The 22,508-nt window shown below is 54.0% G+C and carries 19 protein-coding genes; 13 read left to right on the top strand and 6 right to left on the bottom strand.

The features are described from left to right. Positions 1-58: 58 nt before the first annotated feature. From SPL01S_RS14455 to SPL01S_RS14405, 11 genes are all read left to right on the top strand, one after another. On the top strand, positions 59-604 hold the full coding sequence (locus SPL01S_RS14455; RefSeq protein ID WP_062869739.1) for a fimbrial protein: 546 nt from the start codon (positions 59-61) through the stop codon (positions 602-604). Positions 605-641: 37 nt separating this feature from the next. Further along, positions 642-3,176, top strand: a complete 2,535-nt coding sequence (locus SPL01S_RS14450; RefSeq protein WP_063200764.1) for an outer membrane usher protein — start codon at positions 642-644, stop codon at positions 3,174-3,176. Positions 3,177-3,217: 41 nt separating this feature from the next. After that, positions 3,218-3,982 (top strand): fimbria/pilus periplasmic chaperone, encoded by a 765-nt coding sequence (locus SPL01S_RS14445; RefSeq protein WP_062869006.1) that lies wholly within the window; start codon positions 3,218-3,220, stop codon positions 3,980-3,982. Positions 3,983-4,018: 36 nt separating this feature from the next. Then, positions 4,019-4,681 carry a fimbrial protein gene (locus SPL01S_RS14440; RefSeq protein ID WP_063200760.1) on the top strand — a complete coding sequence of 221 codons (663 nt, stop codon included), beginning with the start codon at positions 4,019-4,021 and terminating at the stop codon, positions 4,679-4,681. 25 nt (positions 4,682-4,706) lie between these two features. After that, complete coding sequence (locus SPL01S_RS14435) at positions 4,707-5,192, top strand: fimbrial protein (RefSeq protein WP_232245961.1); 486 nt, start codon at positions 4,707-4,709, stop codon at positions 5,190-5,192. Then, on the top strand, positions 5,189-5,680 hold the full coding sequence (locus SPL01S_RS14430; protein ID WP_415774759.1) for a fimbrial protein: 492 nt from the start codon (positions 5,189-5,191) through the stop codon (positions 5,678-5,680). The genes SPL01S_RS14435 and SPL01S_RS14430 overlap by 4 nt, the downstream gene beginning before the upstream one ends. Before the next feature lie 8 nt (positions 5,681-5,688). Beyond that, a complete protein-coding gene (locus tag SPL01S_RS14425; RefSeq protein WP_081113161.1) occupies positions 5,689-6,231 on the top strand; it encodes a fimbrial protein in 543 nt (180 codons plus the stop codon). 1,115 nt (positions 6,232-7,346) lie between these two features. Next, entirely contained in the window at positions 7,347-8,156 is an 810-nt protein-coding gene (locus SPL01S_RS14420; protein ID WP_063200754.1) for an MrpH family fimbial adhesin, read from the top strand. Between the two features lie 271 nt (positions 8,157-8,427). Then, a complete protein-coding gene (locus SPL01S_RS25275; RefSeq protein ID WP_147424921.1) occupies positions 8,428-9,264 on the top strand; it encodes an MrpH family fimbial adhesin in 837 nt (278 codons plus the stop codon). A gap of 141 nt (positions 9,265-9,405) precedes the next feature. Further along, positions 9,406-11,034: a PglL family O-oligosaccharyltransferase gene (locus SPL01S_RS14410; protein ID WP_062869736.1), complete on the top strand. Its 1,629-nt coding sequence runs from the start codon at positions 9,406-9,408 to the stop codon at positions 11,032-11,034. 33 nt (positions 11,035-11,067) lie between these two features. Continuing rightward, the gene (locus SPL01S_RS14405) at positions 11,068-11,649 is read left to right on the top strand and encodes a helix-turn-helix transcriptional regulator (protein WP_081113160.1); all 582 of its coding nucleotides are present in this window, start codon (positions 11,068-11,070) and stop codon (positions 11,647-11,649) included. Positions 11,650-12,267: 618 nt separating this feature from the next. Here SPL01S_RS14405 and SPL01S_RS14400 read toward each other — a convergent pair. The 4 genes from SPL01S_RS14400 to SPL01S_RS14385 form a co-directional block, all read right to left on the bottom strand. Then, positions 12,268-15,597 carry a GLUG motif-containing protein gene (locus tag SPL01S_RS14400; RefSeq protein ID WP_063200749.1) on the bottom strand — a complete coding sequence of 1,110 codons (3,330 nt, stop codon included), beginning with the start codon at positions 15,595-15,597 and terminating at the stop codon, positions 12,268-12,270. 61 nt (positions 15,598-15,658) lie between these two features. Then, positions 15,659-17,314, bottom strand: coding sequence for a ShlB/FhaC/HecB family hemolysin secretion/activation protein (locus tag SPL01S_RS14395; protein ID WP_062868999.1), 1,656 nt, complete (start codon positions 17,312-17,314; stop codon positions 15,659-15,661). 516 nt (positions 17,315-17,830) lie between these two features. Next, positions 17,831-19,183: a glutathione-disulfide reductase gene (gorA, locus tag SPL01S_RS14390; protein WP_006328703.1), complete on the bottom strand. Its 1,353-nt coding sequence runs from the start codon at positions 19,181-19,183 to the stop codon at positions 17,831-17,833. Positions 19,184-19,512: 329 nt separating this feature from the next. Next, the gene (locus SPL01S_RS14385) at positions 19,513-20,355 is read right to left on the bottom strand and encodes a 23S rRNA (adenine(2030)-N(6))-methyltransferase RlmJ (protein ID WP_004951595.1); all 843 of its coding nucleotides are present in this window, start codon (positions 20,353-20,355) and stop codon (positions 19,513-19,515) included. A gap of 135 nt (positions 20,356-20,490) precedes the next feature. Between SPL01S_RS14385 and SPL01S_RS14380 the strand changes: the two genes are divergently transcribed. Together SPL01S_RS14380 and SPL01S_RS14375 are read left to right on the top strand one after the other, a co-directional pair. Next, a complete protein-coding gene (locus SPL01S_RS14380; RefSeq protein WP_063200746.1) occupies positions 20,491-20,895 on the top strand; it encodes an ASCH domain-containing protein in 405 nt (134 codons plus the stop codon). 17 nt (positions 20,896-20,912) lie between these two features. Beyond that, a complete protein-coding gene (locus SPL01S_RS14375) occupies positions 20,913-21,374 on the top strand; it encodes an HIT family protein (protein ID WP_063200743.1) in 462 nt (153 codons plus the stop codon). Positions 21,375-21,586: 212 nt separating this feature from the next. Here the strand turns inward: SPL01S_RS14375 and SPL01S_RS14370 are convergent, their stop codons facing one another. Continuing rightward, positions 21,587-22,015, bottom strand: a complete 429-nt coding sequence (locus SPL01S_RS14370; protein ID WP_063200739.1) for a hypothetical protein — start codon at positions 22,013-22,015, stop codon at positions 21,587-21,589. Continuing rightward, positions 22,012-22,377 (bottom strand): tlde1 domain-containing protein, encoded by a 366-nt coding sequence (locus SPL01S_RS14365; protein ID WP_062868995.1) that lies wholly within the window; start codon positions 22,375-22,377, stop codon positions 22,012-22,014. Before SPL01S_RS14365 ends, SPL01S_RS14370 begins: the two co-directional genes overlap by 4 nt. Between the last annotated feature and the right edge of the window lie 131 nt (positions 22,378-22,508).

Below are 22,508 nucleotides of genomic sequence, written 5' to 3'. Positions count from 1 at the left end.
GCGGGTTCGCCCGCATGCTTTTTTACCGGAAGACACGTTTGTGAATAGGGAATATTCAATGAATCATTTTTCTGGGAAATTAATGCCCCCTTGCATATTGACCCTGTTGTTATCTTTCAGCAGCGCTCAGGCCGCCCACCAGACTCAGGGCTGGGGACGCGTCAATATGCAAGGGGCCATTATTGATACCGCCTGCGCCATTGCCGCTGGCAGTCGCGAACAGGTTATTGATATGGAAACTGTGCCGGTCGCCGATATTATTCGCGACGGCCAGGGAATAACACACCCATTATCCATTGAGTTAATCAACTGCGTATTAACCCGGCCTAATAATACATTGCCGGACTGGAAGCATTTTCAGGTGACGTTCGACGGTGAAGCGGACGGAGAATTATTTGGCGTGCGAGGTGAGGCCAAAGGTGTCGCCCTGCAAATTGCCGACGGACAGGGGAATATTGCCACACCAGGGAAACCTTTGCCGCTCGGGGATATTTCATTAGGGACTATGCAGCTGAATTATGCCATGCGGCTGGTAAGCAATAACCAGGCATTACGTGCTGGGAATTACTTTTCCGCCGTACGTTTCAAGCTGGATTATTACTGACGCGGATAAAAATTATTAAATAACAGGGTAGATGGCTATGGTGTTTTTTCCTGCAGGGACGCGGTTTCGTATTCAGTTGTTAAGGGCCTGTATTTGTCTGGCGATAAGTTCTGCGGTGGCGCCGGGCTATGCCGATGACGGCATACAGTTTAATACCGACGTGCTGGATGTGAATGACCGAAAAAATATCGACCTGAGCCAGTTCTCCCGCAGCGGTTACATGATGCCGGGCGCTTATAGCCTGACGGTGCACATCAATAAAAATGAACTGCCTGAGCAGAACATTCATTTTTACCCGCCGGAAGACGACCCGAAAGGCAGCCAGGCCTGCCTTTCACCGGCGCTGGTAGAGCAACTGGGGCTGAAGGCCGACGCACTGAAAGCGCTGCGCTGGTGGCATCAGGATGAATGTCTCGACACCACCAGCCTGAAAGGCATGGAAGCCCGGGGCGATCTGGCCACTGCGGCGCTGTACCTGAGCATTCCGCAGGCTTACCTGGAATATTCTTCGCCGGACTGGGACCCGCCATCGCGCTGGGATGAGGGTATTTCGGGGCTGTTGTTTGATTACAACCTCAATGGCCAGACCCAGCGCCAGCAACGCGACGGCTCACAGCGCTATAGCCTGAGCGGCAACGGTACCACCGGTGCCAACCTGGGTGCCTGGCGGCTGAGGGCAGACTGGCAGGCGCAGCTCAATCACCAGACCGGTTCCGGACAGGGCACCGATCAACAACTGGACTGGAGCCGTTATTACGTTTATCGCGCCCTGCCGGCGCTGCGATCGCGGCTGACGCTGGGGGAGGATTACCTCAACTCCGGCATGTTCGACAGCTTCCGTTTTACCGGTGCCAGCCTGGTGTCGGACGACAATATGCTGCCGCCGAACCTGCGCGGTTATGCGCCGGAAGTGGTAGGGGTAGCGAAGACCAACGCCAAGGTGACGATCAGCCAGCAGGGGCGGGTGATTTACGAGACTCAGGTAGCGTCCGGCCCCTTCCGCATCCAGGACATCAGCGAAGCGGTGTCCGGCGAGCTGGACGTGCGGGTGGAGGAGCAGGACGGTAGCGTACAGGCGTTCACCATGAACACCGCCAGCATTCCTTATCTGACTCGTCCTGGTTCGGTGCGTTTCAAAGCGGCGGCGGGGCGGCCTTCGGACTGGCAGCACCGTACCAACGGCCCGTTATTCGGCACCGGGGAGTTTTCCTGGGGGGTGAGCAACGGCTGGTCGTTGTACGGCGGCGCGCTGGGCGGCGGTGATTACAAGGCGGCGTCGCTGGGTATCGGCCGTGACCTGATGGCGCTGGGGGCGCTGTCGTTTGACGCCACCCAGTCGCGGACGCATTTGCCGCAACAGGATGGCACGCTGAGCGGCGGTTCGTACCGCCTGAGCTATTCGAAGAGCTTTGACGAACTGGACAGCCAGGTGACCTTCGCCGGCTACCGCTTCTCGGAGCAGGACTTCATGAGCATGAGCGAGTACCTGGACGCGCGCTATTACGGCAAGCGGGTTGGTGGCAGCAAGGAGATGTACACCATCACCTTTAACAAGCAGTTCCGCGATGCCGGGGTCAGTTTGTACCTGAACTACGACCACCAGACCTACTGGGATCGGCCGGTGAATGACCGCTACAACCTGACGATGTCGCGCTACTTCGATATCGGCCGGTTCAAGAACCTGAGCCTGTCGTTGTCCGGCTACCGCAACAAGTACAACGGCAGCAATGACGATGGCATGTATCTGTCGCTGTCGATGCCGTGGGGCAACGGCACCAACCTCAGCTACAACACCTCGGTGAACGGGCGTGATACCACCCACCGGGTGGGGGTTTATGACCGGATTGACGAGCATAACAACTACCAGCTGAGCGCAGGCCATTCACGCGGTGGTACCAACCTGAGCGGTTATTACAACCACGAGGGCGATATCGCCCGGTTGAGCGCCAACGCCAGCTATCAGCAAGGCAGCTATAGCGCACTGGGCTTCTCCGCCCAGGGGGGCGCGACGATCACGCCGCAGGGTGGCGCGCTGCATCGCATCGGCATGCCGGGCAGTACCCGTCTGTTGCTGGATACCGGCGGCGTGGCCGGGGTGCCGGTACGCGGCTACGGCAGCACCAGCGACAGCAACAGGTTCGGCAAGGCGGTGGTGGCGGACGTGAACAGCTACTACCGCAACAAGGCCAGCATTGATCTGAACAAGCTGGGCGACAACGCCGAGGCCACCAAATCGGTGGTGCAGGCCACCCTGACCGAGGGGGCTATCGGTTACCGGAAATTTGACGTGATCGCCGGGGAGAAGGCGATGGCGGTGATCACCCTGGTGGACGGCAGTACGCCGCCATTCGGCGCCACGGTGATGAACGCCAACAAGCAGGATACAGGGATAGTGAACGACGGCGGCAGTGTCTACCTGAGCGGCATTCAGGTTGGTGAGCGCATGACGGTGCACTGGAACGGCGCGGCGCAGTGCGCCATCAGCCTGCCGAAGATGCTGCCGGACAGCACGCTGAGCAACCTGTTGTTGCCGTGCCAGGCGCTGCCGGCGGACGAGTCAGAGACGCAGTAAGCGTACCGACACCCTATTTGAATCAGCAAGAGAGACTTTTTATGAAAACGCATTTTGTCATCAACAAACAGTGCCTGACCACCGCCGCCCTGCTGGGTACATTGCTGGCCCCACAGGCGCAGGCCGCGATCGCGCTGGACCGCACTCGGGTGATTTTTGACGGCGACCAGAACTCGGTCAGCCTGAACATCAGCAACCAGAACAAGCAACTGCCGTACCTGGCGCAGGCCTGGCTGGAAGACGAACAGGGCACCAAAATTCAGAGCCCGCTGGTGGTGCTGCCACCGGTGCAGCGCGTTGAGCCGGGCAAACCGAGCCAGGTGAAAATCCAGGCGCTGCCGACGGCCAAACAGCTGCCGCAGGACCGCGAGACGCTGTACTACTTCAACCTGCGCGAGATCCCGCCGAAGAGCGACAAGCCTAACACCCTGCAGATAGCACTGCAGACGCGCATCAAACTGTTCTACCGCCCGGCGGCGATCACCCCGACCCAGGCGCAGATGGCCACGCCGTGGCAGGAACAGCTGACGCTGAGCAAGCAGGGCGACAAGTACCAGGTGAATAACCCGACGCCGTACTACATCACGCTGGTGGACGCCGGCAGCAAGAAAGGGGCGGAAGGGGTGAAAGGCTTTGAGCCGCTGATGGTGCCGCCAAAGGGCAATGCGTCTTTGGGCGTCAGTGCCGCAGCACTGGGCGGTGCGCCGGTCCTGACCTACATCAACGACTACGGCGGCCGGCCGCAACTGACCTTTAACTGCAGCGGCAGTGCCTGCCAGGTGGCGCCGGAAAAGAACAAATCATAACGCCGTAATCTGGGCAGGTGAACAGGAGAGAAGACGATGCAACGGATAAGCAAAACACTGAGTCAACGCCTGCCGGGTTACCGCGACTGGCAGTACTACGGCACCCTGGGGGCATTGGCGCTGATGGCACCCATCACGCTCGGCACCATGCTGTTGTTGCTGCCGAATGCCCACGGGCAGGCGGTGGATAATTGGTATACCGACGGCGCCAACGGCGTGTTGCAGGTACGCGGGGCATTGACCGAAAGCGCCTGCCGGCTGGAGATGAGCAGTGCACGCCAGGACATCCAACTGGGTGAAACCGGCACCGGCCAGCTGCAAAACGTCGGTGACCGGGGCAGGCCGGTGGGCTTTGAGCTGCGTTTGCAAGATTGCCTGCGCAGCCCGGCGGGCAGCCGCGACAACCGTACCGGCGCGCTGACCTGGGCGGCGCATCAGCCGGCGGTGACGGTGAGCTTCAGCGCCCCGGCGGACGTTAACAATCCGCAACTGGTGAAAGCGCAGGGTGTCTCCGGGCTGGCATTACGCATGACAGACCCGCTGGGGCAGGACGTGCGGCTGGGTAGCCGCGGGCAGCCGCTGCTGCTGACACCGGGGCAGAACACCTTGGTCTATACCGTGGCGCCGGAGCGCACCCGTGCGCCGCTGATGGCGGGCGCTTACTCGGCTGCGGTGGATTTTCGGCTGAGCTACGACTGAGGTGAAGGTGATGGAGAGAGTATCGATGCGACGAAAAGCCAGTTGCCTGCTGATTGGCGCTCTGACCGTATTGCCGTTCATGGCTGCCGCCAGTTCGACTACCGTGAACATCAAAGTGACGGTGTTAGCGCCACCACCCTGCGTGATTAACGGGGACAAAACCATTGTGGTGAACTTTGGCAGCAATGTGGAGATTTCACGCGTGGACGGCAGCAATTATCTGAAAACTATCGATTACACCCTGGAGTGCAAGGGGAATACCAAGAATGCCATGAAAATGATGATTGAAGGTTCCGGTGCCGCCTTTGACAATGGAGTTCTCCAAACCAGCAAAACTGATTTGGGCATCGCACTAAAGCAAAACGGCCAGCCGTTCAAGGTCTATCAATGGGTGAACTTTACTTATCCCGCTAAGCCTGTACTGCAGGCGGTACCGGTAAAGAGAAGTGGCTCAACGTTGTCTACGGGGATGTTTTACACCACAGCTACGTTAAAGGTGGACTACCAGTGAACCAAAAATTTCGTGCAGGCATGTTGCTGAGCGCCGCGCTTATTTTGCCACAGGTCGTCCCTGCCCAGGCTGCAAACATGTCTTTTCAGGGGACCTTGGTTCGGGCGCCGTCCTGTGAGATTAACGAGGGGCAGACCATCGACGTTAACTTTGGCGATCGCGTGGGGGTAAGCAAGGTAGACGGCTCCAATTATCTGCAAACCATCGATTATCACATCACCTGCGAGCCGGGGGCGACCACCCTGGAGTTGGGGCTTCGGGTCGTGGGCGCGCCGACGATCTTTGACGGTGCGGCGCTGCAGACCAATGTCGCTGATTTGGGTATCCGGCTGTTGCAGAATGGCCTGCCGTTGCAGATAAACCAACGCGTGGCTATCGATCCCAAGAACCCGCCGCGCCTGCAGGCGGTGCCGGTAAAGAAGATGGGGGTTGCACTGCCGGAGGGCGTTTTTGAGGTGACGGCAACGTTGCTGGCCGATTATCAATAGGAGGAGTCATGCGGATCATCAAAAACCTGTTCCCCTGCCTGCTGGCCGGCTGGGTTGTTGCCGTGGGCATGCAGCCGGTTGCCGCGGCGACCAATAACCTGAAGATGCACGGCGCGCTGGTGGCGGAGCCTTGCACCCTGCAGCCGGGGGACGAAAACATCCAGCTGGATTTTGGCACCGTGATAGACAAATACCTGTACCTGAACACCCGAACTTCCAGCAAGCCGTTTCAGCTGCGCCTGATTGATTGCGATACCAGCCTGGGCAAAACGTTGAAGATGACCTTCAGCGGCACGGAAAGCGTGGCACTCCCCGGCCTGTTGGCGCTGGAGGGCGGCAGCGAGGCCAGCGGTATCGCTATAGGTTTGGAAACGCAGGACGGACAGCCGCTGGCGCTAAACCAGAAAAGCCGTGGGCAGCAAATCACCGACGGTAACAACGCCATTACGCTGCAGGCCTATGTCAAGGGCGCGCCGGAGGCCATCACCCACAGGAACATAGAACGCGGCATGTTCGCCGCGGTGGCGACTTTTGCGCTGGAATATGAGTAAGAAGGGTGCGCGCCTATGAGGCTCGATGCGTGAACTGGGCAAACCCTCATTTGAAGGCGGCTGAGTGATTACGCCAGAAATAGAGGGCTTGCCGGATTAATTAATTTAACGGAACAAAACATGCGTCTACTGTTACTCTCGATTGTTGGCCTGCTACTGTCAAGCACTTGCTCGGCGATCATCTATCCGGTGATGACCTCTGTTAAGATCACTTCTTGTTCGACTCCTGATCCGGAGCATCCTTGCGGCGGATCTGTGCGGTATCAAGGCACTCGAGAACTGATAGATATAGGAATACCTGTCATCAGTCCTCCTGCGTCATCCACGGAAATCCAGGCGATAGGGATACATTGTCAAGTGGGTGACGCAGCCGCAGGGCGACCCTATGACTTTTGTTCATTTAGGATATTTGGTCATGCGCCGGCGGTGACAAATTGCTATACAAAAGCAGGGTCGTGGGAGTTGACCTCGACCAGCACGTGCAACACGGCAAACGAGTGGTATTACCACGATGGTGCGAGTCCTGGGGGTGAGTGTGTCATGTTTGGTTTTCTCACCCTTGGCGAGAGTCTAAGAACACCAACAGGGGTCTATAATGCAAAGGTGGTGGCCAATAGCGGGTCGCAATACTGTATCAAACCAACCGCTCCATCCGTAACCTGCACTGTTAGTCTACCTGCAGAGATCGACCATGGAGTGTTACGTCCGGGTACGACCGACCGTAAAGGGATAATGGGTCCGGCAAATTGCGGTCCAAACCCGGTAGTTACCATTTTAGGCCCGTCCCGCATCGAACTGGCAAGCGGTATCGCGACTACTGTTTCCGCTGTAGGGCAAGGAGATGAAATCACCATACAGTCCGACTTAACCGTGGGCCAGGCTGCAACGCCTGGAGCGTATTCCGTGGCGATAGTCGTGGTCGTGTCTCCGTACTGAATGGATATAACGGGAAGGATTTAATTTTCAGTATGAGTGAACTCATAACGCACCTATTTAAAATGAATAATAAAGCTGTGATGGGACAACATATTGGCAATGGTTTTATTCTCCGGTGGGACAGTGTGCGGGATGGATCTACGGCGATAGTCGATAAATTTTAAGACAGGGAAATACGCATGTACTTACGATTTTTTTCTTATGGCAGAAAGCTATTTTTGCTGGTTCTGATTGTCTTCTCGGTTTGTTTCTCAACCGTATCTCGCGCCGAGATTATTGTGGATGCCATGTTATCCTATTGGCATACTGGGCCTGCAATGACCACTAAAATAGTTTCGGCGGATGTGAATGATCCAACGCCCAACCCCTGTTATGGGGACGATTCGTGTATAATGTATGTGAAGTTTGATAGGGTCGGTGGCGGTAATGGTATAGCGCAACCCACGTATTATAGAATGTATAACTTTAAAACCATGGGTGAGATCGGTGCTGAACTCTATCGGATAGGGGCGGTGGGTAGGGAGCAGACTATAGGTAATACGAGTACTTCTGTTAAATGTATTTACTTTGGATACCAAAGCCGTAGTAGTGGTAATGGTCCTTTACCGGGCTCACCATGCCGAGCGCCAATCATCAACCCTTCACAATGCTATTTTGATCAAGGAAGTGCGAATATCGATTATGGGGTTGTCAGTGCTGACCGGTTGAATGGTCTGATTGCGCAGACAGCGTTATATGTTTCCTGTACTCAGGATCTTCGTGTCAAAATCATCAGTGCGGAAGAATCAATGGGTACGGTCAACCTCCGGCCCGATGGCAGCTTGAAAGCAAAGATAACGGTCAACGATGCCCCCCTATCCAATGGGTACACCTTTACGGCAACTCCGGCAGGGACTGCGTTAAATATAAAATCAGAGTTAATTTCTTTGGGGGAAATTCCTCCGGGGGATTTTTATGGGAGTACGGTTGTTGTTATTAGTCCTGCGTAATGTTTTGGCTGTTTGATTTTTTATTTTTTGAATGGTTGATTGGCTGTATTTAAACAACGGTAACAGGCTTGCCTTTGATAACGGATTAATTATAAAAAGGGTTAGGCTGTTTATAGCAATGGGCATTGCGTGAACATCATCTGCATATCAAAGGTTAATGGGGGATTTTAGCCTTGGCGAGGGAGGGGTTTTGCTGTTTTTTAAATAAAAGGTTAATGGCTTTTAAAATCATTTAACCAATTTTAAATTCTATTTTTTATGGTTGGTTTTTATGAAATTAAAATCATTGATTTTCCTTTTGCTCTCGTTTTTTTGCATGCCCTCTCAGGCTATTTACCAAAGTTATATTTGGTTCGGTATTCATGAAAACGGTATAGTTATTTATTATGGGCAGTTAGTATACATGAGTAATCCAGATGACACGCCGAATCCCTGCTACCGAATGTCTCGTTGTGAAATCGGCCTGAGTACGCTTTGGTTTATCGGGAGTACACCTTCTCCAAACCAGCGGGTTCACCGATGGATTACGCCCCCAACGGCGCAGTGGGTTTTGACCGCGCCGACGATGGGCGACTTGGGCGATAACATGGGTAAAAACCTCGGATTTCCTGTGGATGTCAACTTTGGCAATATGTCGTCGGAAGGGATGACGGATTACATTATGTGCATCACCTATCGCATCAACGGCGGTGCCCCCCAGTATATGCCGGGGGGGTTCTACTGCACCGGAGCGGACGGGAGTGGCGGTTCGCCACCGCCGGCCCGTTGTGAGGCATTAACTCAGGATATTACCTTTAACTACGGTGCGCTGAACGCCAGCCAGGTAAACGGGAGTGTTCAGAAAGGCCAGTTCTCCTTGCGCTGCGATCGTAATGCCACTGTGCGGATTTATGCCAAGGGTCTGGGCAGCGGCGGTTTATTAACGATGAATAAATCACTGAGCAGCCGTTTACGCATCGCCAATGTGGCGGCAGATAAAGGCTATACCACTAAGGTATGGGCCAACTCGCAAAGCTCATATGAGGTCAGCTCGACTCTGGAGGTGTCCGGCGATGTCCCTTTGGGGAGTTTCTCCGGTTCAACGGTGATCGTGATGGATATTCAGTGACGTTTAAAAATAAATAACCCTGGTTGGGCTGTAACGTTAAAAACAACGCTGTGAATTTTCTTGGAAGACAGGATGTTAAATAAAACCCTTTTTAAAAATTATAGTCTATTGACCGGGGCGTTACTCTGGCTGGGGTTGGTAATGCACCTGTATCTTCCCAATAATGGCGGTATGGGGTTGGCTTTGCCGCAAAATACCCTTAGCTGGGGGGCGATGGCGCTGCTGAGCCTGATTATTTGGCTGGGTGTCTGTTTTAATAAGCAACGCATTATCATAACGCCCACGGCAAAGTTGTTTTTTGTCGCCTTGGCGTTATTGGCTGTTCCTTTATTGTCTACCCGGCCGGAATGGCTGGAAGCCGCCTCTTGGCGCTGGGCTGGATTATTTTTCGGCCTGATATTCTATTTTTCCTGGCTGCAAACTGAGATATCAAAACGCGCACATTATTGGCTGCTCTACGCCATTTTGCTGGCCGTAGCGGTACAGGCGTTGATGGCGCTGCTGCAACTGTTTGGTCTGGGGGACTGGATCCCGTACCCACTCATCGGTGGCCGCCCCTATGGGGTATTCCAGCAGGTTAATCTGCTAGCCACTTTCACCGCTACTGGCCTGGCTTTGGCACTGATGCTGTTTCTTTTGCCCTATTTTAGCCTGCGGGTAAAGCGGCATGAAAAGTTGCGCCTGAGGCTGTTGGCCCTGTTACTGGCTGTGTTGCCCGCTTTACTGGTGTGGTTGCAATCGCGTATCGGGTGGCTGGCTGGTGGTGTGGTTGCGCTGCTATTTATTGCGACTTATACCAGAAAGTACTCGCTGCGCTGCGGGGGGGCGGTGTTAATGATGCTGCTTGGCACGGCTATTGGCGTTGCGGTGCTGGCCTGGGGCAGCCAGGTTGATACCGTTAGTCATGTGGGATCAGACAGCGCGCGTGGTGTCATGCTGAATACCACGTTGGCGATGATAGTTGAAAAGCCGCTGAGCGGCTGGGGCTACGGTGGTTTCGAGTACAGTTTCCAGCATTTCCGTGCCGCACTCGGGCAATCCACGTTGGGGGTTGGAGTAGCCGCACATCCTCATAACGAGCTTTTGCTTTGGTGGGTTGAAGGCGGGTTGCCGGGGTTGCTTGGCATGTTGCTGCTTTTGTTTGCCGGGCTGCGCCTGGCATATAAAGCCTGGTGCAACAGATTCTCTGCCGACCAGGGCATCGCGCTGGCACTCTGTTTTGTCTTGCTGCCCATGGCTCTGCATACCCAGACCGAGTACCCGTTTTATTTATCGACGCTGCATTGGGCCGTTTTCCTGCTGTTATTGGCGATGCTGGATAGCCAGGTTACCCCCGCCAGTGAGCGCGGCGCGTTAACCGGCGCTGGGCGGAAAATGCTGGCCACTTTGTTGCCGATTGCTTCTCTGATCACGCTGATCGTGATGCTGGCCGGTTCGCTGGGTGGTATCACCCTTACACGCGCCGAGCAGAGCCAATTTACCGATATGCGCGGCGTCGCCGCCATGTCGTCTGTCGCCAATTGGGTGCAGGGTGAACGCCGGGAGTTTGATCAACAGGTCTACGCATTGCTGTTATTCAACCAAACGCAGGATGAGGCATTGCTATCCGGCTACGTGAACTGGGCCAACGGCTATTTGAAAAAACATATAGATAGAAATGTGTACGCCAGTTTGTATTTGATATTGAAACATCAGGGGAACAGCACGCAGGCCGAAAAGCTGCGGCGGGAAGCAATAGCCTTTTTCCCAGATGATCCACGGTTTATGTAAACAGGAGCACCATTTAAAAGGAGGGAAATAGAGATGTCAGTGAAAATATCCATCATAGAGAATAATCTATTTTTTGCCGAGGGGCTGAAATATGCGTTATCAGAGTATTTTACCCTGAAGGGAAGAACCGTTGAGTTTTTTGCAGAAGAAAACAGTAACGCCACCGTCGATCTGGTTTTTATTGCGCAGTCCGAATCGGGCAATATGGCCTATTGCGACAGGGATGTACATGAGGCGGATGTTTCCCCGCTGTATATTGCTATACGTAAAATAAAACCTGCTCAAACGAAGAGGGAGAAAGCATGTTCTCGCGAGTTGGGGGTTTTAGATTGTCATGCCGGTATTGAGGCTTTGTTTCATCTGTTGGATGACAAGCTTTGGCGGATGAGTGTAATCAGTGCGGCGGCAAAACCCTGTTATTTTTGCTTAAGCAGAAGGCTCAGCGGCAGGGAAAAAGAGGTCGTCTCTTATCTCCGGTTGGGGGTTAACCAAACGCAAGCGGCAAAGTATATGCAGCTGAGCGTAAAAACGGTTCACACCTATAAACAGTCTGTTATGCGTAAGCTTAACTTAAAAAGAAGAAATGATCTTTTTAGTTGGTTATTGAAGGCTTGAATTTAAAAGGGATTTTATGTTGTTTTTTATGCTGTTTGTTTTGTTGGGGTTAAGTATTTTTTCATTTTATAAACATGTCTCTTTGATGAGGAAAAAGAAGATTATGAGGAAATGGACAAAAGGGAGGTGAGGTTTCTATTATGTAAGCAGTAGAGTTAGGTGCGGCGCCATACTTGAAGTTGATGTTTTCTCATTTTTATGCCGGTTGTTACCAGTCACCTGATTATGTCAAGCTGTATCGCTCTCTTTCTTTGAATGGATGGTTTTCGGATATTTTCACTCTCTGGTTATTCGATAGTGTCGGGGATGGAAAGAGAGTGTTTAATACCAAGTTCAATGTTATTCATGTGATGTTGTCCACTATCAATCCCCCAGAACGCTTTTTATTCCCCAGGATAACGTCAGGTTTGCTGCCTGATATTCATGTGTGGCTGCTCGATATAAAATAACTATTGGTTTGCTTGGCGTTCACCCTAAATGATGTAGGCGCTGAGCTTACTGTGGCGGGATGAAGTAAATGATGAGTTCTATAATAACGAACGTAACAAAGTGGCATTTTTACTTCTTAACGTTTGCCGTCAGGGAAAACCGGCAGGCGAGTTGCCTGCCGGGTAATGCTTACTTGATTAAACCAGGACGCGGGCTAAAGGCCGCCAGCGGCAGCTTTTCTGCCTCTCCGGAGACTTTGTTACCGGTCAGATAGCTGAAGTTAATGCCCGCCAGGCCACCGATCAACTGGCCGGCAGACGGCGCTAACCTGTTGATGTTGCCATCAAACGCCGAGTGATTTATTTTACCAAAGTTCTTGCCGGCCAGTCCGCCGATTATCGCGTTGTTCCCGCCGCTAAGCTGGCTAGAGGCCGTTGAGTTGGCAATCAGCGCATCGTTTTGCCCCGCCAGCCCGCCAACGCTGCTGCTGTTGCCACCGGTGACATTCCCCGAGGCCTTGGCCTGCGAGATACTGGCTAATGTGCCCATGGCATTAAGGCCCACCAGCCCGCCGGCATAGCTTTCAGCGCCGCCACTCACGTTACCCGCTGCGGTTACCAGGGATAATGCGCCGCTGTTATAGCCAACCAAACCGCCGCTGTAGCTTTTATTGCCGCCGTTAACGTTCACCTTCGCCTGCGCATTTTTGATGGCGCCGCTATCGTTGTTACCCACCAGCCCGCCAACGCGGGCGTTATCGCCTGCGCTTACGGTGCCTTGGGCACTGGCGTTATCAATGTTGCCTTTAATATTGTTACCCACCAGTCCGCCAACGCGGGCGTCATCGCCTGCGCTTACGGTGCCCTGGGCACTGGCATTATCAATGTTGCCTTTAATGTTGTTACCCACCAATCCGCCCACGTTGGCGGCGCCGGCGACGTCACTTTGCACTTTAACGTTGCTCAACGTCGCCCCGCGGTTTTCACCCACCAGGCCGCCTGCCGAAGCGCTGCGATAGCCGGTGACTTTCCCGCTGGCTTGTGCAGCGCTGATGTTGCCACCCTCGTGCAGGCCAACCAACCCGCCAATCAGGCTGTCTTTTCCTGCGGAGACATTGCCGTGATAAGCCACGTTGGCCAGTTCGCCGAGGTTATGACCGATTAAACCGCCGACGTTGGCGTTAGCGCCGCCGATAACGGTATTTTTGGCTTCGGACTGTTTAACGCTGCCATAGTTGTTGCTGCCGACCAGGCCACCCACATTGGCGGAGGCCAGGTCTGCTACGTCACCGCTAGCCTTGGCGTTATCGATTGTGCCGTGCAGATTCCAACCGACCAAGCCACCGATAGCCTCTGCGCCGTCGCTATTCACTGCGCCGCCGGCAGAGGAGTTGGAGGTGGTGCCAATGTTGAGGCCAATCAATCCGCCGACCTGGCTGCCTTGCCCGCCAACGACGTTGCCGGTAGCGTGGGAGTTAGAAATTTTGCCCGGCGAGGCATTGAACCCAACCAACCCACCGACGCTAAGGCTGACGCCTTTCGCGGTAACATTCCCCTGGCTTGAGGAGTTGGCAATCGAGCCGCCGTCATTTTTCCCCACCAGGCCGCCTACGCCGCCATAGGCCGCTTTGTCTTGCATGCTGCCGGATACCTCAACATCGGCCTGGCTGTTGCTTACGCTGGCAGTGCTCCCATAGTTGGTGCCGACCAAACCGCCGATAGAGATCGTATCGCGATTCCCGAACACCTTGCCTGATGCCGAAACATTAGCCAATGAGCCCGAGTTCCAGCCTACCAGCCCACCGAGTTCTCTGCCGCCGCTGACCTGGATATTCGTGGCCTTAACGTTGGAGATCTCACCGAGATTCAGGCCGACCAGGCCGCCGACAAAGGCGTTATTGCCATTACCGGTCACGGTCACGGAGTCCAGATTCAGGTTGCTGATGCGCCCTTCTGAGGTGTTGAATAAGCCCACATATGGCCCATCACCCTTTACAGACAGGTCTTTGATGGTATTGCCCAGGCCGTCGAAGACGCCGCTAAACAACGTGTAATCGCCAATCGGGTTGATATGACCGGCATCGGTAATATTCGTGCCCAACACATAGCGGCCGTTCATGTCATTTTCGATACCGCGCAGCTGGTTCAGATCCTGTACCACCTGGTAGCCTTCGCCATTGGCGCTGAACGTTGCTTTGGTGCCGGACAGCGTCACCGCCGCGTCGTTATTCAGCGCATAACCGGTTTTGTGGTTCAGTTCCAGCCCTGCACTCGCACCTGTGGCTTTCAGCGGCGCGTTGATCTTGACGCTTGCACGTTCGGAAGTCAGTGACAGTTTGTTGTCGCTCTGCCAGTCAACCGCTCCTGAGACAGACACATCACCCTGGGTGCTGGTCAGTGCCACGTTGTTGTTCGCCAGGCCATTGGCCAGCGTCGCAGCATTCAGGGTGCCGTTATCGGCAACCTTCACATCGGCGGCTGCGATTTTCCAACTGCCGGTTTTGCCGTTCGCTGCATGGGTGGTCACCTGTGCCGCAGACTCTACCGCCACACGCGCACCACGGGTTTCAACCACGCCGCCGTTGCCTGCCGCCGCACTCGCGTCCAGAGTCCCCGCCACGTTCACCATGCCGCCGTTGCCGCCATCCAGCACGATACGCCCCGCCTGATTGCTCAGCGTGGTGGCCGTGATGGTCCCCTGGTTATTCACCACGGTTTGCAGCACATCGCTGGCCGCTTTGGCGGTCATCAGTACCTGGCCGCCCTCGGCTTTCAGCAAGCCGCCGTTCTGCACCAGCGCATTCACCGCCGCGCCGTCTACCTGCAGGTTCAACAGTTTGTTGCCGTCAAAGTTCAGCGTGATGTCATCGCCCGCGCCCAGCGCGATGCTGCCCATCTGCGCCTGAATAACACCTTGGTTGTTAACGCGGGCACCGAGCAGCGCCACGCTGCCGGCTTGCGCTGCCGTCAAGGTACCGTCATTGCGCACTTCCGCCTGAGATTTGCCGACGAAGCGGTTTTTACCCGCCAGGAAATCGGCATTGCTGATGTCGCGCGTTGAGGCAACCAGCCCACCCACGTTCACCTGGGCGTTTTTGCCGAACACCACGCCGTTCGGGTTCACCAGGAACACTTTGCCGTTGGCATCGATTTTCCCCTGGATATCACTGCCATTGACGCCCACGACACGGTTCAACGCCACCGAGTTGCTGCCCGGCTGGTTGAACGTCACGCCTTCATTGGCGCCGACGCTGAAACCGTCCCACTGCGTGATCAGCTTGTCGCTTTGCTGGTTGATGGTCATCTGCTGGCCGCTGGTAGAAATGTCGCCTTTACCGGCCACGATATTCTGCCCGGTCGGCAGGGCGTAAGCCGGCTCCAGCGCCACCAGGCCCAGCAGCGACAACGCCACCGCCAGCCGGCGTTTGCTGCTGCGCTTGCCGCGACGGCTGGAGTTTTCGCTGACCACGTTCCAGCACTCTTGTGCAGGGTTCCATACTAATGCGTAGATTTTATTCATTTCTATTTCCTTGTTTACTAAAGTGCTGCTTCCCGAGCAGTGCGGGTTTTATTCCAGACCATCAAAAATTCCATGATGTCTGGAGCCAAACTCTGGGTGTATGTGTAGGGGCGGCGGCCGTGTTTTCTTGTGCGATGGGCCATGCCGTAGTGAGGCTGATTTGCTGTTGGCGGCCAAACCACGCGATGCCGGCGCCGGCCGACGTCAGGCGGGCAGTGTTTTTCTCGGGCGACCAGGGTTGTTTATTGATCCTGACGGCACCCTGATCGAAAAAGGTGCTCAATTGCCAGCCGGGCATTAAGGCGTAGCGAAGTTCTGTGCTGAGCTGGATGCCTTCATCACCGTTGCCGCTGCCGGCGTCATAGGCGCGGACGCCATAAGGGCCGCCCAGGCTGAATTTTTCCGAGGAGTCCAAATTGCCTGATGCCCATTGCGCATTCACTTGCGTCACCCATTGGAAACGATCCCCGAGGTTTTGCAGGCGAAGCGCATTAATATTGGCTTTGCTAAAGCGCCCCAGCGTCTTGGCGCTGTATTCATCCCAGAGGCGATCCTGGTCATCGTCGATATTTAATCTCCCTAACCCATAGCTAATAGACAGGGCGCTCTGCCCGCCGCCTAACCAGCGATCCTGATTATTGAGGTTCAGGGCTAAGGTGGTTAAACCGACATCTTTCTTACTGCGCTTTTCAAACAGATCGATATCGTCGCGGAGCGTCTTGTCTTCATACTGCAATTGCACCGACAGGTTGAACAGGCGCGCGCGAATGACCGGATAGGAGGCATATATACTGGTAATCTCTGCTCGCCCATGGGCGTCAAGCACGGCAAAATCTTCCGCCAGGCGATAGCTCATTTGCGAATGGGCCGCGCCAACGCGAACCGGGCCGGCATTCACCGGAAGGTCATAGGCGGCACGATAATATTTTTGATTTTTGTTACTGCCCAACAGGCGAAAGCTGGCCTGGTCACCGAGGCCAAGAGGGTTATTCAGATTGAGATTGCCCCCGAGCCGATATTCCCCGGTATAACGATCGCCGAAGTTGTCGGCCGTAACAGAGCCATTGAATAAGGGGCCTGGGCTGGCCTCAACCAGCAAGTCAGCGGTTCCGGGTTGGCTGCCGGGCCGCAGGGTGTTGTTAACTTCAATACCGGGAATGTCGCTTAACAGCAGTAATCCGCGCTCAAGAGCGGCATTGGAGATCACCTCGCCGTTTTTTACGCCCGCCAAAGCGTTTTGCAGCAGCTTTGCGCTAACGCGCGTGCGGTTATTCAGGTGCAGTTTGCCAAAGTGCCCCTCGACAATATGGATTCGGACCCACCCCTCAGTGACGTCTTGCTTGGGCAAGTAAGCCTTGGCCAAGACGTAGCCCTTTTCCTGGTAATAGCGCGTGATCACCTGAGCGGCATCCTGAAGTTCCCTTAGCGAGAGTTTTTTGTCGTTAAAATTCGTCAGCTGATTAAGCAGGTCCGACGTTTTTAAAACGGTATTGCCCTCAATATAGAATCCATGGACCTCTATTTTAGGCGCGTTACTCTCTTCAGGGTTTATATCGTCCCCACGCGCGCTCTTTATTCCAGGTGTTAAATCTGCTGGTGCCGGTAAGGTTGGGCGCTCATGTTCAATATCACGCATAACCTGGCCGGCATTAGGGATGGCCGATAAAGATTCGTGCGATATTAAAATTACCGCCAAGGCTAAATAAGCTTTTTTCATAGTGTGGGGACTTATTTTAATGGTGAATACTAATAACGTAATCATTCCGCTTTATTATAATAACGGCATATATAAAATATCAGTAATCTATTCCTTTAAGAATGCTAAGTTAAAAAAATAGCAACAATGGGGGTTAGGGTTGAGAAATGCAAAGGTTGCAGGTTTTTATGCTATCAAATGGCCGGTAAGGCAGTTTTTAGTTGATGGTGTATATAAGGCGTGTATTTGAAATTTGATGTCGATGATATATATATGCAGTTGAAGTGTGGTTATTTACAGGTTATTCGGTGATCTTGCCCTTTTCAGCCGCTATTTTTAATTTCCCCGAGGTCATAAACATGCTGTTAAGCGAGAGAGTGTCTCTGCGTCCGCACCTGAGTCACCATCGGGAGTAGCCGCAAATCAATAAGAGGTGTTATTTTGATAATCGCCAAATATAAAAAAAGGTCAGGGCCCTGAGGCTCCTGACCTTTTTGTTGCCGTTTGCCCAGCGGCATGGGCCACCGGGCAGGCAAATCAACGCATGGTAACGAACTCTTCCGCTGCGGTCGGGTGGATCGCCACGGTGTTGTCGAAGTCTTTCTTGGTGGCGCCCATCTTGATGGCAACGGCGAAGCCCTGCAGGATCTCGTCCATGCCCAGGCCGATACCGTGCAGGCCGACAATCTTCTCTTCTTTACCCACGCAGACCAGCTTCATGCGGCACGGTTGGCGGTGCTGCGTCACGGCGCTGTACATGGCGGTAAAGGAAGACTTATACACTTTCACGCTGTCGGCGCCGAATTTCTCGATAGCTTCCGGCTCGGTCAGGCCGATAGTGCCAATCGGCGGATGGCTGAACACCACGGTGGCGATGTTACTGTAATCCAGGTGTTCTTCCGGCTTGTTGTTGAACAGGCGTTCGGACAGGCGACGGCCGGCGGCGACCGCGACCGGGGTCAGCTCAACCGCACCGGTGTTGTCGCCCACAGCGTAAATGCCTTTTACGCTGGTGTTCTGGTATTTATCGACGTCGATATAGCCATTTTCGTTGGTTTTCACCCCGGTAACGCTCAGGTTCAGGTTATCGGTCGCCGGTTCGCGGCCAATCGCCCACACCAGGCTGTCGACGGTGAATTCCTTGCCGTTTTCCAGTTGCAGCGTCAGGCTGCCGTCGGCGTTCTTGACGATGGCTTTCGGCACGGATTCGGTGTGCAGGCTCGGCCCTTCGGTGTTCATCACTTCCACCAGGGTTTCGACAATCATCGGATCGAAGGTGCGCAGCGGCGCATGCTTACGCACGAACAGGTGGGTTTCGGCCCCCAGTGCGTTCATCACGCCGGCGATCTCCACCGCGATATAGCCCGCGCCGACCACCGCGACGCGTTTTGGCATTGCGTCCAGCTCGAAGAAGCCGTCTGAGTCGATACCGTATTCGGCGCCTGGAATGTCAGGGTGGCTCGGGCGGCCGCCGGTGGCGATCAGGATATGGTCGGCGGTGATCTTCTCGCCGTTCACTTCCACCGTGTGGGCGTCGATGAATCGCGCGAAACCTTTGATCACGTCGACTTTGTTTTTGCCCAGCACGTTGTCGTAGGAATTATGGATACGGTCAATATAGGCGGTGCGGTTGGCGACCAGCTTCTTCCAGTCAAAGGCGTTGACGGTAGTATCGAAGCCGTAATCCGGGCCGTACAGGTGGATGGCTTCGGCGATCTGCGCCGCGTGCCACATGACTTTTTTCGGTACACAACCCACGTTCACGCAGGTGCCGCCCAGTTCCTTGGCTTCAATCAGCGCGCATTTCTGGCCATACATGGCTGCCCGGTTGATCGATGCGATGCCGCCGCTGCCGCCGCCAATTGCTAGATAATCGTAATGTTTGGTCATCTGGGATTTCCATGAATTGTGTGAATCGAAGAGGGTAAGAGTTTAACGCCTGATACGGGTTTGTCGCAAAGGTTGCGTCGATGGTTGCGATAGGTGGGGTATACCCGTCATCTTTCAAGTTGCAGCGTTGTTATCTGCACTCAATTATGTGGCCCGTCCATGGGCCACACCCCTGTGGGGCCGCTGCTAGCAGCGTTCAAATCTGCTCCCAGCAGATTTGTCACCCCAGTTACTTACTTAAGTAAGCGCCTGGGGATGAGCGAGTTGGCCGCCTAGCTGCAACTTGAAAGCTATAGGGTATAAAGGCGCGGCGTACCGCGCCCGGGGGCTTATTCCGGCACCACCCAGTTCACCAAATGGTGGCCATTGCCCGACGGCACCAGCGTCTTGTGCAGCCACGGCAGCACGTTTTTCATCTGCTGTTCCAGCTTCCACGGCGGGTTGATCACGATCATGCCGGAGGCGGTCATGCCGCGTTGATCGCTGTCGGGTTTTACCGCCAGTTCGATCTGCAGAATATTGCGGATGCCGGTGGCTTCCAGCTCTTTGAGCATGCGTTTGATCTGCTGGCGCATCACCACCGGATACCACAGCGCGTAAGTGCCGGTGGCAAAGCGTTTATAGCCTTCCTGCAAGCCTTTGATCACGTCCTGATAATCGGTTTTCATCTCGTACGGCGGATCCATCAGGATCAACCCACGGCGCGACAGTGGCGGCAACTGGGATTTCAGTTGCTGGTAGCCGTCGGCACGTTGCACCTTGGCGCGTTCGTCTTTCTGGAACTCGTTGCGCAGCAGCGGGAAATCGCTCGGGTGCAGCTCGGTCAGGTGGATTTTATCCTGCGGGCGCAGCAACTGACGGGCAATCAGTGGGGAGCCAGGGTAGTAACGCAGCCTGTCGGTGCGATTAAAGTTGCGAATCACGCTCATGTAAGCCGCCAGCTCTTCCGGCAGATCGTCACGTTGCCACAGCAGGCCGATGCCTTCCAGGTATTCCCCGGTACGTTCGGCGTGCTCACCGCTCAGCTGATAGCGCCCTGCGCCGGAGTGGGTATCCAGGTACAGGAACGGTTTTTCTTTTTCTTTCAGCGATTCAATGATCAGGCTCTGAACGGTGTGCTTGAGCACGTCGGCGTGGTTGCCGGCGTGAAAACTGTGGCGGTAACTTAACATGGCTGGTGGTAATTCCTTGTGCTCCTGCGGAGCGTGCTGAAAAGAATGAAGGCTTATAATCTGCACAGTATAAACTGTCTGGCAGGGAAAAACTGAACTGCGTTACCGCAGGTCATTAAAGGGAGCGATAAGACGATGAGTGAAAACGCGATTTTGGACCGTTACCCCGAGGCTGCGCGTTGGGCATTCGGCGATGGGCCCGAATTGGCCAATGAACTGCTGCAACTGGTGCTGAGCGGGGATAAAACGGCGACCTGCGGTTCTTATGCCAGTTACCGGCAAGAGAAGTCGCCTCTGCTGGGCGATTATAGCGTCATCCTTGATGGGCGAGGGGAACCCGCCTGCGTGATCAGAACGCTCTCCCTGCGGCTGATCCGCTACTGTGACGTTACCGCCGAGATGGCGGCCAAAGAGGGTGAAGGGGATAAAAGCCTGGAGTTCTGGCAGCAGGGGCACCGGGCTTTTTTCAGCCGTGAAGGCAGCTTTGCGCCGGACATGTGGCTGGTGTTCGAAGAGTTTGAGCTGGTAGAGGCGATTTGATCAGATAAGGAGCGACGATGAGCTGCCTATTTTGCGACATGGTGGCGGGCAAAGTGCCGTGCCATAAAATCTGGGAGGACGACGCACATATGGCGTTTCTCTCCATTTACCCGAATACCGAAGGTTTCAGTGTGGTGATCCCCAAGGCCCACTACCCGAGCTACGCCTTTGCGCTGCCGGACGAGGCGCTCAGCGAACTGATGCTGGCGACCAAGCGGGTGGCGCAATTGCTCGACCGGGCGTTTGACGACGTGGGCCGCTGCGGCATGGTGTTCGAAGGCTTTGGCGTCGATCACGTCCATGCCAAGCTAATCCCGATGCACGGCACCGCCGGGCTGGATCACTGGCAGCCGATAGAGTCCAAATCGAGCAAATTTTTCGATCGTTACGAAGGGTATCTTTCCTCGCACGACGCCGCTCGCGCCGACGATGAGCATCTGGCCGTGCTGGCGGCGAAAATCCGCCAGAGCAGCCTTTAAGGCACTATCTATCAACGCCCGGCCATTGATTTTCCCGCTGCTTGGCTCCATGTTAGATATTCATCCGCATTTTAAGGCCTTTTGGTTTTCGCCGAGTGGGTAACTATGGTTGGCCTGAAAGAATAAGCGCGTGGGACGGTTCAGCGGGGATCAGATTCGCATGCCCAGGATAAAATAAGTTCCGTTATAGTCGATGCAACTGAATAGGCGTTTTAAAACCCACGTTCCACGACAATATACCCATTAAAACCAACGGAGCATTCATTGTTATTGACTATGGCAGAGCCAATAAAAATATTATGTTTTCCTTCTGTGTTTTCGTAGGTATATTTTATGATAAGGTTCCTTGGATTGTCACTCTGGTAAATTGAAAAAAGTTCTTTATACTTGACGAAAGAAAGCTCTTTCTCGTCACTTTTAGCCAGTTGCATAGCCAATAACTTATTTACAGGTTTGTTTTCGAGAAGTTCCAATTTGGTTTTTTTTGCAACTATTGATTCTCTTTTAACGTCCATGTCGTTAATCATTGCATTGAAAATGGGAATCTCTACTGATGAACCCACAATAACACATGGGTTACTTTCCATGGCAATAACTGAGGAGGAAAGTAAAAATGTTGAAATGGCTAAAAATTTTCTCATTGTACAATCAACTCCCTATCACCACTATTCCATATTTCTTCTCTGTATTTTGGGTTGGCGATGATGCATCCTTTGGATGCTTTTCCAGGATTTTTCAGGCTATCACCATGGATTTTAAATGCATCGCGATTACACATGTTACCGGTGCTGGTTGGGGTAAGGGGAATAGTATATCTACCCGTATTGACTGAAGCGTAAGGCGCTCCAATTTTGTACTTTCCCCTTGGCAATGGACCTTTGTCTTTCAAACATTCAAATTTGGTATTATTTTGGTAGCCTACGGCGCCGGCGTACTGCGCATAGAATTTGAATTCTCCATTCAAAGAGAACTTTCTCGTCATAACGTCATAAGTCCATGTCATATTAAATCCTTTTCATTCATCTAATGGATGCAATAAGTGTTTATAGTAATTATTTTCAATTTATTGCCTTAATAAAAGACAGGGGCTTATATATAAATGTTTTTTCTGTTTTGTAAAATAGGATGTTGTCA

The organism is Serratia plymuthica NBRC 102599 (assembly GCF_001590925.1).
GTDB classification, from domain to species: Bacteria; Pseudomonadota; Gammaproteobacteria; order Enterobacterales; family Enterobacteriaceae; genus Serratia; species Serratia plymuthica.
This window is presented reverse-complemented; position numbering and strand designations above follow the sequence as displayed.

Bases quoted from the DNA above. Each gene is read 5' to 3' on its own strand.
- SPL01S_RS14455 (WP_062869739.1), top strand. From the start codon at position 59: ATGAATCATTTTTCTGGGAAATTAATGCCCCCTTGCATATTGACCCTG.
- SPL01S_RS14450 (WP_063200764.1), top strand. From the start codon at position 642: ATGGTGTTTTTTCCTGCAGGGACGCGGTTTCGTATTCAGTTGTTAAGG.
- SPL01S_RS14445 (WP_062869006.1), top strand. From the start codon at position 3,218: ATGAAAACGCATTTTGTCATCAACAAACAGTGCCTGACCACCGCCGCC.
- SPL01S_RS14440 (WP_063200760.1), top strand. From the start codon at position 4,019: ATGCAACGGATAAGCAAAACACTGAGTCAACGCCTGCCGGGTTACCGC.
- SPL01S_RS14435 (WP_232245961.1), top strand. From the start codon at position 4,707: ATGCGACGAAAAGCCAGTTGCCTGCTGATTGGCGCTCTGACCGTATTG.
- SPL01S_RS14425 (WP_081113161.1), top strand. From the start codon at position 5,689: ATGCGGATCATCAAAAACCTGTTCCCCTGCCTGCTGGCCGGCTGGGTT.
- SPL01S_RS14420 (WP_063200754.1), top strand. From the start codon at position 7,347: ATGTACTTACGATTTTTTTCTTATGGCAGAAAGCTATTTTTGCTGGTT.
- SPL01S_RS25275 (WP_147424921.1), top strand. From the start codon at position 8,428: ATGAAATTAAAATCATTGATTTTCCTTTTGCTCTCGTTTTTTTGCATG.
- SPL01S_RS14410 (WP_062869736.1), top strand. From the start codon at position 9,406: ATGCACCTGTATCTTCCCAATAATGGCGGTATGGGGTTGGCTTTGCCG.
- SPL01S_RS14405 (WP_081113160.1), top strand. From the start codon at position 11,068: ATGTCAGTGAAAATATCCATCATAGAGAATAATCTATTTTTTGCCGAG.
- SPL01S_RS14400 (WP_063200749.1), bottom strand. From the start codon at position 15,597: ATGAATAAAATCTACGCATTAGTATGGAACCCTGCACAAGAGTGCTGG.
- SPL01S_RS14395 (WP_062868999.1), bottom strand. From the start codon at position 17,314: ATGAAAAAAGCTTATTTAGCCTTGGCGGTAATTTTAATATCGCACGAA.
- gorA (WP_006328703.1), bottom strand. From the start codon at position 19,183: ATGACCAAACATTACGATTATCTAGCAATTGGCGGCGGCAGCGGCGGC.
- SPL01S_RS14385 (WP_004951595.1), bottom strand. From the start codon at position 20,355: ATGTTAAGTTACCGCCACAGTTTTCACGCCGGCAACCACGCCGACGTG.
- SPL01S_RS14380 (WP_063200746.1), top strand. From the start codon at position 20,491: ATGAGTGAAAACGCGATTTTGGACCGTTACCCCGAGGCTGCGCGTTGG.
- SPL01S_RS14375 (WP_063200743.1), top strand. From the start codon at position 20,913: ATGAGCTGCCTATTTTGCGACATGGTGGCGGGCAAAGTGCCGTGCCAT.
- SPL01S_RS14370 (WP_063200739.1), bottom strand. From the start codon at position 22,015: ATGAGAAAATTTTTAGCCATTTCAACATTTTTACTTTCCTCCTCAGTT.
- SPL01S_RS14365 (WP_062868995.1), bottom strand. From the start codon at position 22,377: ATGACATGGACTTATGACGTTATGACGAGAAAGTTCTCTTTGAATGGA.